Genomic DNA, 14,369 nt, shown 5'->3' on the forward strand with positions numbered 1-14,369 from the left:
TCGCGGTCGACGCCGGTCACCCCCGGCCGGTCCGCGCGATCACCTGGCCGGCGAAGTCGAGCATCTCGTCAAGGCCGGTGAAAACCACGAAGGGGTCGAAGTACGCCTCGTCGACACCGGACTCGGCGTACCGCCGCAGCTTGTCCGCGAGTGAGCCGGCGGAAGTGCCCGGTTCGAGGTTGATCCGCATGGCCGTCTTCAGTGCGTCGGGGTCGCGGCCGGCGTCCTCCGCCGCTCGGCGGGCGATCGACCAGAGGTGGTCGGCGCCCTCGTCGCGGCTGCCGGCCGACGCGGCGGGTGCCGGTCCCTCGACCCCGAGCCAGCCGACCCCGCTGCGGCCGACCCGGCGCATCGCGGCCTCGCTGGCACCGCCGATCCAGATGGGCGGGCCGCCCGGCTGGATCGGCCGCAGGCCGGCGTGGACCGGGGGCAGGGTGAAGAACTCGCTGTCCCACGACACGGGGTCGGTCGTCCACCACGCGCGCAGGAACGCCAGCGTGTCATCGAGCATCTTGCCGCGCCGGCGCCAGTCGGCGTTGCGGGCGACGTCGTACTCCTGCTTCATCCACCCCAGTCCCACACCCACGCCGAGGCGGCCGTCGCTGAGCACGTCGAGCGTGGTCAGCAGCCGGGCCAGGTGCGGCGGCTCGTAGTAGAACGTGCTGAGCGTGCTGGCGTTCAGGCGGTTCCGGCTGGTGGCCGCGGCCGCGACGGTCCACAGCAGGACCGGATCGAGGGAGCGGGTCATCTGCGGCCCGTGGGCCAGGTAGCTGCTGTCCACGTCGACCGGCGTGATCAGGCGATCGCCGACCCACAGCGTGTCGTAGCCGAGGTCCTCGAGCCCGCGGCAGAACGCGCTCAGGGCGGGGGCGCCGCTGACGGCGGGTCCGACGATGGGAATCACGAAACCGAGCTTCATCGCGAGTCTCCTCGGGCGGGGTCGTTCGCCGACATCGAGCACTCCTCCGGCCGGGTGTGGCGAGAAACCCCTGACGGGCTGCGCGTGTCATGGCCGGCGCTGTGGGGTGTCGGCGTCGTGCTGCTCGGGTTGGGGTGGTGGGGGGATCAGGCCGGGTTCTGGGCGAGCAGCCGTTCATCACCAACGTGTTCTCGTCGTTGACGGCGGCGTTGTTCGGAGTTCCGCTGGCGTTGATCGTGGTGCGGCGGCTGGGCTTGGCGCAGGCGGAAGCCGTGGAGGCACGCGCGACCCTGGCGACCACGGTCGCCGGGAATCTCGCCTCGGCGGCTCCGGGTCTCCACCCCGGCCCGCTCGGCGACCTGCGCGACGCCGAATTGCGTGACCTCGACATGGCGACCAGGAGGTCTCACACGGCCTCGCCCTCGGACCTGCCCGCCGCACTTCGCACCCTTTGGGCCCAGTTGGAGATCGGGTGCGAACTGGCGGAAGCGGTCGGCGCACTCGACGTCTCACCGCCCAGGCGGCCCGGGTGTTGACGTCGCCCTCGGGATGACCGGAAGGCGGCGTGCCGTCGCACCGCCTTGTCGTCCCGGCCGGTGCTTCGAGGCGTCAGTCGTGCTTCGGCGCGGGCTCGGGGAAGTCGGCCAGTCCGTGCTCGACCAGCCGGGCGGCGCGGCGGACCTCCCGGGTCACGGCGTCGATCGCGTCCGGTAGGGGGTGGCCGGGTCGCAGGTGGGTTCGCAGGGCGCGGAACTGGACCCGCCACAGACCGAGGAGGGCGGCCGCGACGATCTGGGGTTCGGGGTCGTCGGGGCGCAGTCCGGTCCGGGCGGCGAGCACTTCGGCGGCGATGTCGACGAACCGGTCGGCGGTGTCGCTCTGGTACGCCCGCAGCGAAGGTGTGTCGCGGATCAGATCGCCGAACTTCCGGTACTGCGCCAGTGCGCGGTCGGGGTCGGCGGCAAGACCCGCGACGAGGCCACGCAGTTCTTGGTCGAGCACCGTCAGCATCGCGGTGACCGGGGGGAGCGCCGGGTCCGACAGGTGCGTGCGCAACGCGCCGGCTGTCGCTTCCAGCCGGTCCAGGAGCAGCGCTTCTTTGCTCGGGAAGTAGTTGAAGACGGTCTTCTCGGACACTCCGCACGCCTCGCCGATGTCGGCTACCCGGACGGCGTCGAAGCCGTGCTCGACGAACATCCGCGCGGCGGCGTCGGACAGCTGCTGGCGCATCGCGCGCTTCTTGCGCTCGCGCAACCCTTCGCCGGCCGGCCGGCCGGGTTCCGTCGTCGTCACGAGATCATCCTACTTCAGTGACGCAAAAAGTTCTGCTACAGTAATTTTATAGCTACTGAAGCTACTGGCTGAGGAGGCCACCGTGTCCGAGATCCACATCGTCCGCGACTACCCGCACTCGCCCCTGAAGGTCTGGCGGGCGATGACCGACCCGGACCTGATCCCGTACTGGACCTCGACCGGGAAAGGCGCGCACGCCGTCGGCTTCCGGCCCGTGGCCGGCAACCGGTTCCGGTTCGTCGCCAAGCCGATGCCCGGCTGGCGGGGGATCGTCGACTGCGAAGTGCTGGAGGTCCGGGAGCGGGAACTGCTGCGCTACACCTGGGTCGGTGCGGAGGGCGAGCCACCCAGTCACGTCCTGTACCGGCTGGAGCCGACCCCCGGGGGAACCCGCTTCACCTACCACCACACCGGGTTCACCGGAATCGGCGGGTTCGCCATGGCCAAGCTGCTCGGCTCGGTCCGGGCCAGGATGCTCACCGCCGGGGTGCCGGCCCTGCTCGCCCAGCTGGACGAGACCGGCGCGCTACGCCCGGACACGACACTGCGGCCGGCGCCACCCCGATGAACATCCCCGCGCAAGCACTCGCGCTCGTCGCGGCGCTCACGCACCTGTGGATCTTCACGATGGAATCCGTCCGCTTCGAGCACCCTCGTGTGCACGCCATGTTCGAGGTGCGCGCGGCGGACCTCGGCGCGGTCCGCCCCTGGGCGTTCCACCAGGGCTGCTACAACGCTCTCCTGGCCCTGCAGGTGCTCGCCGGCCTGGCCGCGGTGCACGTGGGCGCCGTTGCTGCCGGCCGGGCCCTCGTCCTGGCCGCCGGCGCGTCCATGCTCGTGGCGAGCGCGGCCCTGATCGCCTTCGACCCCCGCCGGGCGCGGATCAAGGGCTTGATCGGCCAGGGCGCACCCGCCCTGGCGACCCTCATCGCCGTCGTGGCCTGAGCCGCACCAGCCGAGGCAGGCGGTCGTGTCATTCAGTCGCCGTTCGTTCGGCCACCAGCGCGTCGACGATTTCGGCGAGCTCGCGGACACCGCGGGTGCCGGCCATGCGTCCGGCGATGCGGCGTGCGGCGTCGCGGTAGCGGTGGTCGTCGAGGACGGCGCGGACGGCGCGACGGATGGCCGGCGGCGCCGGGGTCCGGGTTCTGATGCGGCGTCCGACGCCGGTCCAGGCCACCCGGGCGATGACTTCGGGTTTGTCCTCCTGGCGGCCGGTGGCCACGATCGGCACGCCGTAGCGCAGCGCGTACTGCACGCCGCCGTACCCGCCGTTGGTGACGTAGACGTCGGTCTTCGGGAGCAGCTCGTCATACGGCAGGAACTCGGCGGCCCGGGCGTTCGCGGGCAGCGGCGGCAGGGAATCGAGCGGGCGCCCGCCGGTGGCCACGGCGATCAGCACGTCCTCGTCGGCGAGGCCGTCGAGTGCCGGCGCGATGAGCTGACCGTAATCGCTGTTGCCGATCGTGCCCTGGGTCAGGTGGACGACGGGCCTGGAGCCGTCGAGTTCCGGCCACCACGGCGGAAGCGGGGCCCGCGAACCGGAAGCCGAGATCGGCCCGGCGAAGTGCAAGGTGGCGGGGGCGTCGGAGCGCGGGTACTCGAACTCGGGCACGGTGAACTGCACGATCGCGTCGGCGTGGCGGGGCCAGTCGAGGACGGCGAACGGGATCGGGCGGCCGTGCAGCCGGTGGAACATCCGGTCGGCGGTCCGCTCGACGGCCGGGAAGAGGACCTTGGCGGTGAGCAGGGCGAGCGCGGTGTTGCGCAGCCGGCCGAGCGGGCCGCGCAGCGGCGTGAGCCCCGTGCCGAAGGGGGCGGTGTCCCGGCTGGCGATCATCAGCGGGCAGATGCCGCACATCACGATCGGCGGCCGGACGCCGAGCGGGTGGCCGAGGAGGAACGCGCCGCCGACGAAGGCCGGGTCGGCCAGGAGTGCGTCGGCCGGTTCGGCGGCGTGCGCGGCCATGACGGCGTCGTGCTGCGTGCGGCCGGGCCGGACGAAGACGTGCTCGAGGTCGTGGGCGATCGCCCGGGTGCCGCTGAGCGCGGCGCGCTCGGGGAAGGTCTGGTTCCAGTCCTGCCGGTCGTCGAAGTCGGCCTCGGCCGGCAAGGGCAGGTGCTCGGCGCCGGTCGCCGTGACGACGTCGGCGAAGCGGGAACCGGTGAGGAAGCGCACCCGGTCTCCTCGCCCGGCGAAGTGCCGCGCGACGGCGAGCAGCGGGGTGACGTGCCCGTGGACGGGCATGGTCGCGATCATGATCGAGGGCATGACGCCCTCCCTCTGTCGCCGGGGAGATAGAATTGGGGACTATGAAGCAGTATTCATCTGCATGGGACCGTAGTCAATATGCCGGACACTGACCGCGGCGCGCGCTCTTACCGGTCCGAGCTTCGGCAGCGCCAGGCCGCGGAGACCAGGCGCCGGGTGGTCGAGTCCGCCATCCAGGAGTTCGGCGAGCGCGGGTACCACGGCGCGACCTTCGCGCGGATCGCGAAGCGGGCTGGGGTCTCGGTCGAGACGGTGCGTGCCAACGGGCCGAAGGCGGCACTGCTGTGGGCCGCGGTCGCGGTGGCCTCCTTCGGGGTCGAAGGCGAGATCGACTTCTTCGACACCGAGCGCGGCAAGAACATGCTCGAACTCCGTGCCCCGGAAGCGTTCGCGGCCTACGTCGGGGAGATGATGCTGGCGATCAACGAGCCCGTCGCCGGGGTCTGGACCGCGGTGACCGCCGCGGCTCACGGCGACGGCGAGGTCCGGGACACCTTGGCCGAGCGGCTCGTGTCCATGCGAGGGCAGGTCGAGAAGGTGCTCCGGGTGGTCGGCGAACGCGACTGGCTGCGGACCGACGTGCCCTTCGACGACCTCGTCGAGGCGCTCTGCGTCATCACCAGTGTCGAGGCCTACGTGCGTTATGTGCGCGTGGACGGCAAGCCGCGCGAGGAGTACCAGGCCTTCGTCGCCCGCACCGTCCACGACACGATCCTCCGGCGCCGGGAGCGGGATCGCTGATCAAGGGGCGAGGGGGAGTGCGGCGTCCAGGCCCATCGTGACCAACTTCCGCCGCGCCTGCCCGGACGGCACGACCCGCAGCGACCGTCCTTCCTCGGCGCACAACCGAGCCAGGACGACCAGCCGCGCAGCGGCTTCCATGCTGAGGTAGGTGACCGCCGACAGGTCGACCGTGATCGCCGCCGCGGGAGTGCCGCGAACCCGGTCGGCGATGTCGTCGATCGCCGTCGTGTCGAGCAGCTCTCCCGCTGCGACGAACGTCTGCACCGGTTGGGCGCGGGCCGGCTCTTCGTGCGGGTTGACGACTGTGCTCATGCTCGATCCCGTTCCGCCGGCCGCCGGGGCGCCGTGCGGCGCAAGCCCGTGACTGCGCGGCTATCCACATCTCTCATCGTGGGGGTTCGGTGCGCGTTACCTCCCGGTTGGCGCGTTCACCTGATCTTGTGAATTCCCGGCGGCTCGCCGAGGGAGCCGGCGCCGTGCACGCCCTCGCCGAACTCGTCGGGCGGCTCGCCGCGGCGGCGGATGCCGGCGCCGGAACCACCGTCAACGTCGGCACCATCGAAGGCGGCACGGCGCGCAACGTCAGCCGATCGGATCGACCGCGTGCTCGGCGAACTGCGCGGTCCGCTCGAGCCGGTCGGCGGCGGCAGCGACGCGAACTTCCTCGCCCCGCTCGGCGTGCCGGTGCTCGACGGGCTCGGCGGCAGCGGCGCCGGCGCCCACGCGCGTCACGACCACGTGCTCGTCGATACCATTCCCGACCGGATCGCCCTGGTCGCCGGCCTGCTGACGCGGCTGTCCGGCAGCGGGCGGGACGCCCTCACCCTCGAACGCCGCAGCCCGGCGAACCAACGCGGGCTGTCATTCGCCTCCCGCCGGGATGGCGTTGTCGATGAGGACCGCGGCGATGGCGGCGGCGGTGGGGAAGGAATCGCTGTCGAGGACCCGGGTGCGGGCCGAGGCGCCGTCGATGAGCAGCGCCAGTTGCTCGCCGAGTTGCTCGGGGTCGGTGGCGCCGGCTTCGCGGGCGGTTTCGGTGAGCCGCGCGGCGATGGCGATCTTGTAGTCGCGTGCGTACCGGGACGCGGGGTGCCGGGGGTCGTGGAGTTCGACGGCCGCCGCGATGTAGGGGCACAGGGGCGTGGACGCGGGCATCTCGAAGGCGGCGAGGAGCCGTTCGCGGGGCGTGAGGTCGGTGCGGTCGAACACCCCGGGCATGACGTCGGGATCGAATCGGCGCAGGTATTCGGTGACGAGTTCGTCCTTGCCGGGGAAGTGCTGGTAGGCCGTGCGCTTGGACACCTGCGCCGCGGCGCAGAGCTGATCCATGCCGGTGCGGTTGATGCCCTGTTCGCGGAACAGCTGCCGGGACGCGCTGAGGATGCGCTCGCGTGCGCCCCGGCCGCGGCGCCGGCCCAGGGGGCCCTTCTCCAACTCCGTCATGTCCGCAGTGTAGCCCCGTTGGGTACGTATCGGTGTACATAGCTTTGCGCTCTGCTCGGTCGTCGGGTACGTTAAGCAAACAGGTCGGTGTACATAACTCGCGGACCGTTCCGAAACACCCCAACCCCAGGAGGAGTGATCGTGGGAAAGCTCGATGGCAAGGTCGCGGTGATCACCGGCGGATCGACCGGCATGGCACTGGCCGGTGCCCAGCGCTTCGTCGAGGAAGGAGCGCACGTCTTCATCCAGGCCCGGCGGCAGGACGCGCTGGACGACGCCGTCGAGCTGATCGGCCGCAACGTCACCGCCGTCCAGGGTGACGCGGCCGAACTGGCCGACCTGGACCGCTTGTACGACACCGTCAAGCGGGAAAAGGGCTCGATCGACGTGGTGTGGGCCAGCGCCGGGATGGGCGAACCGGCCGTCCTCGGCGAGATCACCGAGGACCAGTTCAACCGCGCGTTCTGGCTCAACGCACGCGGCACCCTGTTCACCGTGCAGAAGGCCCTGCCGCTGCTCAACGACGGCGCGTCGGTCTTCATGACCGGATCCAACGCCTCTCTCGGTGCCTTCCCCGGCTGGAGCCTCTACGCCGGGAGCAAGGCCGTCCAGCAGGCCTGGGCCCGCGTCTGGCTCAACGAACTGCGCGACCGCAAGATCCGGGTCAACGTCCTGACCCCCGGCCAGGTCGCCACGGCCAAGCAGGAAGAACTGTTCGACGAGGCCACCAAGTCCGCGTTCGAATCCCTGATCCCCCGCGGAGAGATGGGCCGCCCCGAAGAAATCGCCACCGTCGCCCTGTTCCTCGCCTCCGACGACTCCAGCTACGTCAACGGCCTGGAACTGGTCGCCGACGGCGGCACCACCGCCATCTGAACCGCGACACGCCGGCCTGCCGGTGCATGATCGATGTGCTGAACGGCATCACCGATGACCAACTGGCCACGTGAACACCTCGGCCCTCCGGCTCGGCGCGCCGGCTTGCCGCGAGGCTGCCGACGAACCGGGCGACTCGTCCCGCGAGCTGATCGGCAGGCACGTGCGCGCGCTGGCCACGGCGTGGCAGGAGCCCAGCGCCTGGCGGGGCACCACCGACGTGGGGATCGAGTTGACCAACGAGGCGTGGGGCCGGATCGCGCTCACCGAGGTGGTGGTGCACGGCTGGGACCTGGCCACGGCCACCGGCCAGCCCTTCGAGCTGCCCGAACCCACCCTGCAGGCCGTCTGGGAGTACCTGACCGAGTTCCTGCCGGCCCTGCCGGAGCCGGTCCGGGCCTCCTGGGGCGCGGCGGTGCCCGTCCCGCCGGACGCGCCCCTGCTGGACCGCGTCGTCGGGCTGGCCGGCCGCAAGCCGTGAACGAGCCGGAAAGACACCTCGAAACAGGAAGAGAGCACATCTCATGAGCAGCATCACCCTCATCGGTACGGGGAACATGGCCCGCACCATCGGCACGCTCGCGGTGGCGGGCGGCAACACCGTCGAGGTCATGGGCCGCGATCAGGCCAAGGCCGACGACCTGGCCAAGACCCTGGGCGGCGGCACGACGGCGGGCACGTGGGGCGCCGTTCCGGCCGGGGACATCGTCATCACGGCCCTGTTGTACGACGGGGTCGTTCCGGTCGTCGCCGAGTACGGAGACGCCCTCGCGGGCAAGGTCGTCGTCGACATCAGCAACCCCTTCAACGCCGCGTTCGACGGACTGGCCCACCGCGGGGAAACCTCGATCGCGCAGGAAGTCGCCAAGGTGGCCCCGGCCGGCGCCGGCGTGGTCAAGGCGTTCAACACCATCTTCCGCGGGGTCCTGGAGAAAGGCCGGCCCGACGTCTTCATCGCCGGCGACGACGCGCGGGCCAAGGCGGACGTGGCGGCCTTCGTCCAGAGCCTCGGGTTGCGCCCGCTGGACGTCGGCGGCCTGAAAATGGCGCACTGGCTGGAAGGAATGGGCGTGGTCACGGTGGGCCTCGCCGGCAACGGGGTCGGCCACGGGGACTTCGCCCTCGGCGTCAGCGAATTCACCGGCTGAGCCCGGCGCCGGGCCGCTGCTGCCGGCCCGGCGCCGCCGCCCGGGTTTGCTCAGGTGGGGGTGCAGGTCAGGGCCGGCGGCGGTGTCCCGCCGGTGGCCTGGAATCCGAAGGTGGTGCTGCCGCCCGCGGTGATCGGGCCGTTCCACCCGGCGTCGGTGGCGACCACGCTCGCGGCGTTCTGCTTCAGGGTGGTGTTCCACGAGTTGGTGACCTGCTGGCCGCCGGGCCAGGTCCAGCTGACCCGCCAGCCGGTGATCGCCGTGCGCCGGTCGTTGGTGACGGTCACCGTCGCGACGTGGCCGGTGTCCCAGCCGCCGTTGACGTGCAGGCTCGCCGAGCACCCGGCCGCCGGCAGGACCAGCAGCGTGATGGAGTTCGCCGGGTACGTCGCGTCGATGTGACCATTGGCCGCCGGGAGGTCGCCGCCGCGCACGATGGCGCCCAGATCGGCCGAGCTGTAGGTGAACCGCTGTGCCGCACCGGCGTTGTCGAACCCGGCCACCGACAGCGGCGAGGTCAGGTCGCCGCCGGTCTTGTTGACGACCATGACGGTCAGCGCCTGGTCGGCGGACCGCTGCGCCGCGTACACCGCGAGCCGGTCCTGATCGGCGGAGGCCGACTGCACGCTGACGTCACCGAACCGGCTGCCCGCGCCGTCGTAGTTGCGGTACATCCGGAACGCGTAGGCGCCCGGGTCGGTCGGCTTGGGCTCGCCCCACATCGTGGCGAGGTCGAGGCCCTCACGGCCGAAGACACCCAGGATGTCGGCTTCCGCCAGCGCGCCGTTGATGTCGTCCAGCGCGCCCCAGTTGTACTCGGTGATGGCGGTCTTGGTCCCGGGGTTGTACCGGTCGACCCACGACTTCATCGTGCGGATGAACTGCAGCGGCGGTGCGTTGACGCCGCTCGGGCCGATCCAGGACTCCTCGACGTAGGACGGGTCCCACAGCGACCGGATGGACCGCAGCCGCAGCGCGTTGGCCTCGGGGGTCTTGTCGCCGCTGATCTGCGGGTAGAAGTGCTGGTCGAAGTAGTCGAGGTAGCGCTTGCCGCCGTGGGCGTCGCTGTAGTCCTTCATGTTCTTCAGGTACCACTGGGACAGGTTGAGCCCGCCGTGCGCGGCCGAATCGGCGCCCGGCCCGCAACCGTCCACTCCGGACGCGACCCATTCGCAGTAGCCCCAGCCGGACGGGCCGAGGACCGCCGCGCCGGGGTCGGCGGCCTTGATCGCCGCGGCGGCCGCGGTGCCCTTGTTGCCCAGCTCGTCGTCCGATACCGGTTCGGGGTGCACGTCCCGGTGCGTGCTGGACCACAGCACCGGCTCGTTGTCGAGCTCGTAGATCGGCACGCCGCCGTGTGCCGCCGTGCCGAACCGGTCCACCAGGTGCGACACCATCTCGCCGTCGAACGACGTGTCCACCGGGATCGAGCTGTCGGTGGGTACGGCGGTGAGGTTCTGCTGGTCGAGCTTACCGTTGCCGCAGTTGGCGTCCCACTGGTCGAAGCCGTCCTGCCGCGGGAACCGGGTCGCCGGGAACCCGCAGGTGAACGGATGTTGTGACGGCGAGTCCTTGGCCACCCACCCGCTCAGCGGCACGGTGACGACCGGCTTGATGCCGCGGCCGAGGTTCGACCCGACCATTCCCTCGAGGGAGTGTGCTTCGTCGGCGACGATGTTCTCGAAGTACCAGTCGCTGCCGGTGTTGTAGGTGTGGTTCTTGAAGTTGTAGCGGCTGGTCGCGTTGCCACCCCAGCGCGCCACCGTCTGGCCGATCTCGGCGTTGAACGCCGGATCGCCGCCATTGAGGCCGTAGATGTCGGGGCTGATCGCGTGCCGGGCGGCGGACACGTCGACCGACAGCGCGGGCCCCGTGTCCGCCGCCGCGGTGCCCGCGCCGGTGAGCGCCATCGCCACGAGAGACGCCGTCAGGCCGGACGCCGTGACCGCTCGTCGTTTCCGCCATCGCCGAACAGTCACCGACGCCTCCACCGATCCCGTGCGCGGACGATTCCGTGCGCCGTCAGGATGGTGGCGGGGAGGTGGCGGCTGTCAAGCTGCTCCGGGTTCCGGGTTGGATTCCGGTGCACGGTAAGGAAGTCCGGTGGAGCCGGCGGTGGGGGCCGATGAAACTTTCATCGCGCCCCTGCCCGGCTTCAAGGGTGCCCTGCCAGTACACCTTCCGAGAGGACCTCGTGGGTCGCGCCGGCTTCTGGTTCCGTGGATGCCGGATCCAAGCCCCGACCGAGGAGGTACCTTGCCGACCTTCGCCGTGTTGCCCGGCATGCGTGCCCCGGGGCGGCCGGCACTTCGCCGAGCCCGTGGCGGAGGGCCGGTGATCCTCGCCCGGGCGATCCCGGCTTTGCTGCTGGCCGTCACCGCCTGCGCCGCCGGGCCGCCGTCACCCGCTCCCGCACCACCCGCCGCCACCACCACCGGGAGTTCTGCCGCCGTGAACATCCGCCTCACCGTCGACGGCCGCGTCGTGAACGCGACCCTGAACGACAACCCCAGCGCGCGCGACTTCGCCACTCTGCTGCCCCTCACCCTGGACCTGAGCGACTTCACGGAACGGAGCGGATCTCGGACCTGCCCCGGCGGCTGACGACCGCCGGCGCCCCGGACAGCGCCGAGCCGAAAGCCGGTGACGTGGCCTTCTACGCCCCGTGGGGCAACCTGGCGATCTACTACCGCGACGCGCCCCGCGCGAGCGGCGTGGTCGTCCTCGGCCGCCTCGCCGACGGCGGTGCCGACGTGGTCGCCGCCGCCGGCCAGGTCACCATCGAACCCGCTCCCTGAACCTGGAGAACGCCCGAGATGAACCCCACCTACGATTTCACCGGCCAGGTCGCCTTCGTCACCGGAGCCGGCTCCGGGATGGGCCTGGCCGCCGCCCGCGCGTTCGCCGGGTCCGGTGCCGCCGTCGCCCTCACCGACGTCGACGAAGCCGCGCTCGACGCCGCGGAGAAGGACTTCACCGCCGCCGGTCACCGCGTGCTGGCGCTGCCGTGCGACGTCACCGACGAGGAGCAGGTCGCCGCCGCCGTCGACCGCACGGTCGAGGCCTTCGGCCGCCTGGACGTGGCGTACAACAACGCGGGCATCCAGATCCCGCCCAGCGACGCGGCCGACGAACCCGCCGAGCGGTTCGAGCGCGTGATCGCGATCAACCTGCGCGGTGTCTGGGCCTGCATGAAGCACGAGCTGCGGCACATGCGCTCCCACGGCCGCGGAGCCATCGTCAACTGCTCCTCGCTCGGCGGTCTCGTCGGTCTCCCGGGCCGGGCGTCTTACCACGCGTCCAAGCACGGGGTGATCGGCCTGACCACCAGCGCCGCCCTCGAGTACGCCCCGCGCGGCATCCGGATCAACGCGGTCTGCCCGGGCACCATCGACACCCCGATGGTCCGCGACATGATGGCGAAGGGCGAGCTCGACCGCGCCGAGGCCGAGGCCGGCCAGCCGATGAACCGGCTCGGAACGGCCGAGGAGATCGCCCAGGCCGTGCTGTGGCTGTGCAGCCCCGGGCCGGTTTCGTCGTCGGGGTGGCCCTGCCCGTCGACGGTGGCTACGTGGCCCGCTGAGTCCAGCAAGCGCTTTCAGTCCCGCGCGTACGTGACCGCGGCACCGGGTCTTGGTGGTATCGCAGGGATTCGGCTACTCTCCCCGGAGAGCGCTTTCAGCCGTGAGTTCCGCAGCGTCACCATCATCGGATTGCACTGAAACTAACTGCGTGCTGATCACGACGCTCACCGCAGTCGACGACGAGCCGGCGAGCCCCGGCGTGGTCCACCTCGCGGCCGCGGGCACCAGCCTCGTGCTGGACGCGACCGGCGACCGCCTGCCCCGCGTCGTGTACTGGGGCGCCGATCTCGGCCGGCTCACCGAAGCCGAACTGGGGGACCTGGTGCGCGCGGCCCGGCCGCCGGTCGTCTCCAACAGCATCGACGACCCGCTCCCCGTCCCGGTGACCGCCCTGGAACTGCTGGATTTCAGCGGGCGGCACCTGCGGGAGCGCGCCCCGCAGCGGCACCCGTTCACGGTGGGCTCCCACGTCCGCAGCGGACGCCGGGGCCGGACCGGTCTCGACGCGACCCTGCTGCTGCTCGCCGGTGAGCCCGGCTTCGGCTTCCGCCGGGGCGAGGTCTGGGGCGTGCACACCGCCTGGAGCGGGAACCACACCACCTACGCCGAGCGGGACACCGCGGGTGTCGCGATCCTCGCCGGCGGTGAGCTCCTGCTCCCCGGCGAGATCATCCTTTCGCCGGGCGAGTCCTACGCCTGCCCGACGCTGCTGGGGTCCTACGGCGACGGAATGGACGAGCTGTCCGGGCGGTTCCACGCCGACCTGCGCAGCCGGCCGGAGCACCCCGCCTCGCCGCGGCCGATCGCCCTGAACACCTGGGAGGCGGTCTACTTCGACCACGATCCGGCGAAACTGCGCGAGCTGGCCGGGCTCGCCGCGCGGGTCGGCGCGGAACGGTTCACGCTCGACGACGGCTGGTTCCGCGGCCGCCGGGCCGACCACGCGGGACTGGGTGACTGGTTCGTCGACGAACAGGTGTGGCCGGACGGCCTGCACCCGATCGCCGACCACGTCCGCTCGCTCGGCATGCAGTTCGGGCTCTGGGTCGAGCCCGAGATGGTCAACCCGGACTCCGATCTCGCCCGGGCGCACCCGGAGTGGATCCTCCGGCCGGAGGCGCGGCTCCCGCCCGAGGCCCGGCACCAGCAGGTGCCGGACATCTCCCGGCCGGACGCCTACGCCTACGTGCTCGAACGGCTCGACGCGCTGGTCACCGAGTACGGCGTCGGCTACCTCAAGTGGGACCACAACCGCGATCTCGTCGACGCCGGGCACACCGCGAGCGGCACGGCCGGGGTGCACGACCAGACCCGCGCCCTCTACCGGCTGCTGGACGAGCTCCGCGCCAAGCACCCCGGCCTGGAGATCGAGTCCTGTTCGTCGGGTGGCGGCCGCGCCGACCTCGAAATCCTCGCCCGGAGCGAACGGATCTGGGCCGGCGACTGCCGGGACGCGCTCGAGCGGCAGCACATCCAGCGCTGGACCGGTTTGCTGCTGCCCCCGGAAATGCTGGGCTCGCACGTCGGCGCGCCGACGGCGCACACGACCGGCCGCACGCACACCCTCGACTTCCGCGCCGGCACCGCGTTCTTCGGGCATTTCGGCATGGAGTGGGACCTGACGTCGGCGAGCGAAACCGAACTCGCCGAACTCACCGCCTGGATCGCCCTGCACAAGCGGTTCCGGCCGCTGCTGCACAGCGGCACCGTGGTCCGCGGCGACCACCCCGACCCGGCGCACTGGCTCCACGGCGTCGTCGCCCAGGATCGCGCCGAAGCGCTCTTCGCCTTCGTCGCGCTGCAGACCGGAGCCTGGGCCCCGCCCGGCCGCATCCGGCTGCCCGGGCTGGCCTCCGGGACCCGCTACACCGTGCGGTTCCTGTCCGCCGTGGACCGGGAGCGGCGACACGGGCTGCCCGCGTTCCCCGGCTGGGCGGACCGGCCGCTGACGTTGTCCGGTGCCGCGCTGGCCACGGCCGGCTTCCAGGCGCCCGCATTGCAGCCGGAACAGCTCCAGCTGATCCACGTGCTCGCCGAGCACTGAGGAGGCGGCGGCGAATTCCTGCCGGCCGGGGACCTTGACGGGGTGC

16 protein-coding genes and 2 pseudogenes are annotated in these 14,369 nt (G+C 71.6%); 11 read left to right on the plus strand and 7 right to left on the minus strand.

Annotated features, from left to right (window positions below; all coding sequences use genetic code 11):
* Positions 1-16: 16 nt before the first annotated feature.
* Entirely contained in the window at positions 17-919 is a 903-nt protein-coding gene (locus ACFVYA_RS07545; RefSeq protein ID WP_387043425.1) for a TIGR03619 family F420-dependent LLM class oxidoreductase, read from the minus strand.
* A gap of 137 nt (positions 920-1,056) precedes the next feature.
* On the opposite strand from ACFVYA_RS07545, the gene ACFVYA_RS07550 reads away from it, so the two are divergent.
* Positions 1,057-1,455 carry a hypothetical protein gene (locus tag ACFVYA_RS07550; RefSeq protein ID WP_387043427.1) on the plus strand — a complete coding sequence of 133 codons (399 nt, stop codon included), beginning with the start codon at positions 1,057-1,059 and terminating at the stop codon, positions 1,453-1,455.
* A gap of 73 nt (positions 1,456-1,528) precedes the next feature.
* Here ACFVYA_RS07550 and ACFVYA_RS07555 read toward each other — a convergent pair whose 3' ends face one another.
* Positions 1,529-2,149: a TetR family transcriptional regulator gene (locus ACFVYA_RS07555; protein WP_387043491.1), complete on the minus strand. Its 621-nt coding sequence runs from the start codon at positions 2,147-2,149 to the stop codon at positions 1,529-1,531.
* Between the two features lie 145 nt (positions 2,150-2,294).
* On the opposite strand from ACFVYA_RS07555, the gene ACFVYA_RS07560 reads away from it, so the two are divergent.
* Positions 2,295-2,780, plus strand: a complete 486-nt coding sequence (locus ACFVYA_RS07560; protein ID WP_387043429.1) for an SRPBCC domain-containing protein — start codon at positions 2,295-2,297, stop codon at positions 2,778-2,780.
* Positions 2,777-3,157 (plus strand): DUF1304 domain-containing protein, encoded by a 381-nt coding sequence (locus ACFVYA_RS07565; protein WP_387043431.1) that lies wholly within the window; start codon positions 2,777-2,779, stop codon positions 3,155-3,157. Before ACFVYA_RS07560 ends, ACFVYA_RS07565 begins: the two co-directional genes overlap by 4 nt.
* A gap of 28 nt (positions 3,158-3,185) precedes the next feature.
* On the opposite strand, the gene ACFVYA_RS07570 is transcribed toward ACFVYA_RS07565, so the two are convergent.
* Positions 3,186-4,484 carry a glycosyltransferase gene (locus tag ACFVYA_RS07570; RefSeq protein WP_387043433.1) on the minus strand — a complete coding sequence of 433 codons (1,299 nt, stop codon included), beginning with the start codon at positions 4,482-4,484 and terminating at the stop codon, positions 3,186-3,188.
* Positions 4,485-4,562: 78 nt separating this feature from the next.
* Between ACFVYA_RS07570 and ACFVYA_RS07575 the strand changes: the two genes are divergently transcribed.
* On the plus strand, positions 4,563-5,225 hold the full coding sequence (locus tag ACFVYA_RS07575) for a TetR/AcrR family transcriptional regulator (protein ID WP_285992564.1): 663 nt from the start codon (positions 4,563-4,565) through the stop codon (positions 5,223-5,225).
* Here the strand turns inward: ACFVYA_RS07575 and ACFVYA_RS07580 are convergent, their stop codons facing one another.
* Positions 5,226-5,540 carry an STAS domain-containing protein gene (locus ACFVYA_RS07580; RefSeq protein WP_387043436.1) on the minus strand — a complete coding sequence of 105 codons (315 nt, stop codon included), beginning with the start codon at positions 5,538-5,540 and terminating at the stop codon, positions 5,226-5,228.
* Positions 5,541-5,704: 164 nt separating this feature from the next.
* Between ACFVYA_RS07580 and ACFVYA_RS07585 the strand changes: the two are divergent.
* A pseudogene (locus ACFVYA_RS07585) lies at positions 5,705-5,755 on the plus strand (hypothetical protein); the annotation flags it as partial.
* Between the two features lie 55 nt (positions 5,756-5,810).
* On the opposite strand, the gene ACFVYA_RS07590 reads toward ACFVYA_RS07585, so the two are convergent.
* Positions 5,811-6,080, minus strand: coding sequence for a hypothetical protein (locus ACFVYA_RS07590; RefSeq protein ID WP_387043495.1), 270 nt, complete (start codon positions 6,078-6,080; stop codon positions 5,811-5,813).
* Between the two features lie 9 nt (positions 6,081-6,089).
* Positions 6,090-6,671: a TetR/AcrR family transcriptional regulator gene (locus ACFVYA_RS07595; protein WP_387043438.1), complete on the minus strand. Its 582-nt coding sequence runs from the start codon at positions 6,669-6,671 to the stop codon at positions 6,090-6,092.
* Positions 6,672-6,812: 141 nt separating this feature from the next.
* Here ACFVYA_RS07595 and ACFVYA_RS07600 point away from each other — a divergent pair, with 141 nt between their 5' ends.
* From ACFVYA_RS07600 to ACFVYA_RS07610, 3 genes are all read left to right on the plus strand, one after another.
* Complete coding sequence (locus ACFVYA_RS07600; protein WP_387043440.1) at positions 6,813-7,547, plus strand: SDR family NAD(P)-dependent oxidoreductase; 735 nt, start codon at positions 6,813-6,815, stop codon at positions 7,545-7,547.
* 70 nt (positions 7,548-7,617) lie between these two features.
* A complete protein-coding gene (locus ACFVYA_RS07605; protein WP_387043442.1) occupies positions 7,618-8,028 on the plus strand; it encodes a TIGR03086 family metal-binding protein in 411 nt (136 codons plus the stop codon).
* A 43-nt stretch (positions 8,029-8,071) separates the two neighbouring features.
* Positions 8,072-8,695, plus strand: a complete 624-nt coding sequence (locus ACFVYA_RS07610; protein ID WP_387043444.1) for an NADPH-dependent F420 reductase — start codon at positions 8,072-8,074, stop codon at positions 8,693-8,695.
* A gap of 50 nt (positions 8,696-8,745) precedes the next feature.
* Here the strand turns inward: ACFVYA_RS07610 and ACFVYA_RS07615 are convergent, their stop codons facing one another.
* A complete protein-coding gene (locus tag ACFVYA_RS07615) occupies positions 8,746-10,674 on the minus strand; it encodes a glycoside hydrolase family 44 protein (RefSeq protein WP_387043446.1) in 1,929 nt (642 codons plus the stop codon).
* 304 nt (positions 10,675-10,978) lie between these two features.
* Between ACFVYA_RS07615 and ACFVYA_RS07620 the strand changes: the two are divergent.
* The 3 genes and pseudogenes from ACFVYA_RS07620 (at position 10,979) to ACFVYA_RS07630 (ending at position 14,323) form a co-directional block, all read left to right on the plus strand.
* Positions 10,979-11,493 (plus strand): annotated as a pseudogene (locus ACFVYA_RS07620) (cyclophilin-like fold protein).
* An 18-nt stretch (positions 11,494-11,511) separates the two neighbouring features.
* Positions 11,512-12,417: an SDR family NAD(P)-dependent oxidoreductase gene (locus ACFVYA_RS07625; protein ID WP_387043448.1), complete on the plus strand. Its 906-nt coding sequence runs from the start codon at positions 11,512-11,514 to the stop codon at positions 12,415-12,417.
* Positions 12,418-12,427: 10 nt separating this feature from the next.
* The gene (locus ACFVYA_RS07630; RefSeq protein WP_387043449.1) at positions 12,428-14,323 is read left to right on the plus strand and encodes an alpha-galactosidase; all 1,896 of its coding nucleotides are present in this window, start codon (positions 12,428-12,430) and stop codon (positions 14,321-14,323) included.
* Positions 14,324-14,369 lie beyond the last annotated feature (46 nt).

It is taken from the genome of Amycolatopsis sp. NPDC058278 (assembly GCF_042881395.1).
Classification (GTDB): Bacteria; Actinomycetota; Actinomycetes; order Mycobacteriales; family Pseudonocardiaceae; genus Amycolatopsis.

What these genes read in the sequence shown, in the direction of transcription:
- ACFVYA_RS07545 (WP_387043425.1), bottom strand. Translation starts at nt 919, where the DNA reads ATGAAGCTCGGTTTCGTGATTCCCATCGTCGGACCCGCCGTCAGCGGC.
- ACFVYA_RS07555 (WP_387043491.1), bottom strand. Translation starts at nt 2,149, where the DNA reads ATGCGCCAGCAGCTGTCCGACGCCGCCGCGCGGATGTTCGTCGAGCAC.
- ACFVYA_RS07565 (WP_387043431.1), top strand. Translation starts at nt 2,777, where the DNA reads ATGAACATCCCCGCGCAAGCACTCGCGCTCGTCGCGGCGCTCACGCAC.
- ACFVYA_RS07570 (WP_387043433.1), bottom strand. Translation starts at nt 4,484, where the DNA reads ATGCCCTCGATCATGATCGCGACCATGCCCGTCCACGGGCACGTCACC.
- ACFVYA_RS07575 (WP_285992564.1), top strand. Translation starts at nt 4,563, where the DNA reads ATGCCGGACACTGACCGCGGCGCGCGCTCTTACCGGTCCGAGCTTCGG.
- ACFVYA_RS07580 (WP_387043436.1), bottom strand. Translation starts at nt 5,540, where the DNA reads ATGAGCACAGTCGTCAACCCGCACGAAGAGCCGGCCCGCGCCCAACCG.
- ACFVYA_RS07595 (WP_387043438.1), bottom strand. Translation starts at nt 6,671, where the DNA reads ATGACGGAGTTGGAGAAGGGCCCCCTGGGCCGGCGCCGCGGCCGGGGC.
- ACFVYA_RS07610 (WP_387043444.1), top strand. Translation starts at nt 8,072, where the DNA reads ATGAGCAGCATCACCCTCATCGGTACGGGGAACATGGCCCGCACCATC.
- ACFVYA_RS07625 (WP_387043448.1), top strand. Translation starts at nt 11,512, where the DNA reads ATGAACCCCACCTACGATTTCACCGGCCAGGTCGCCTTCGTCACCGGA.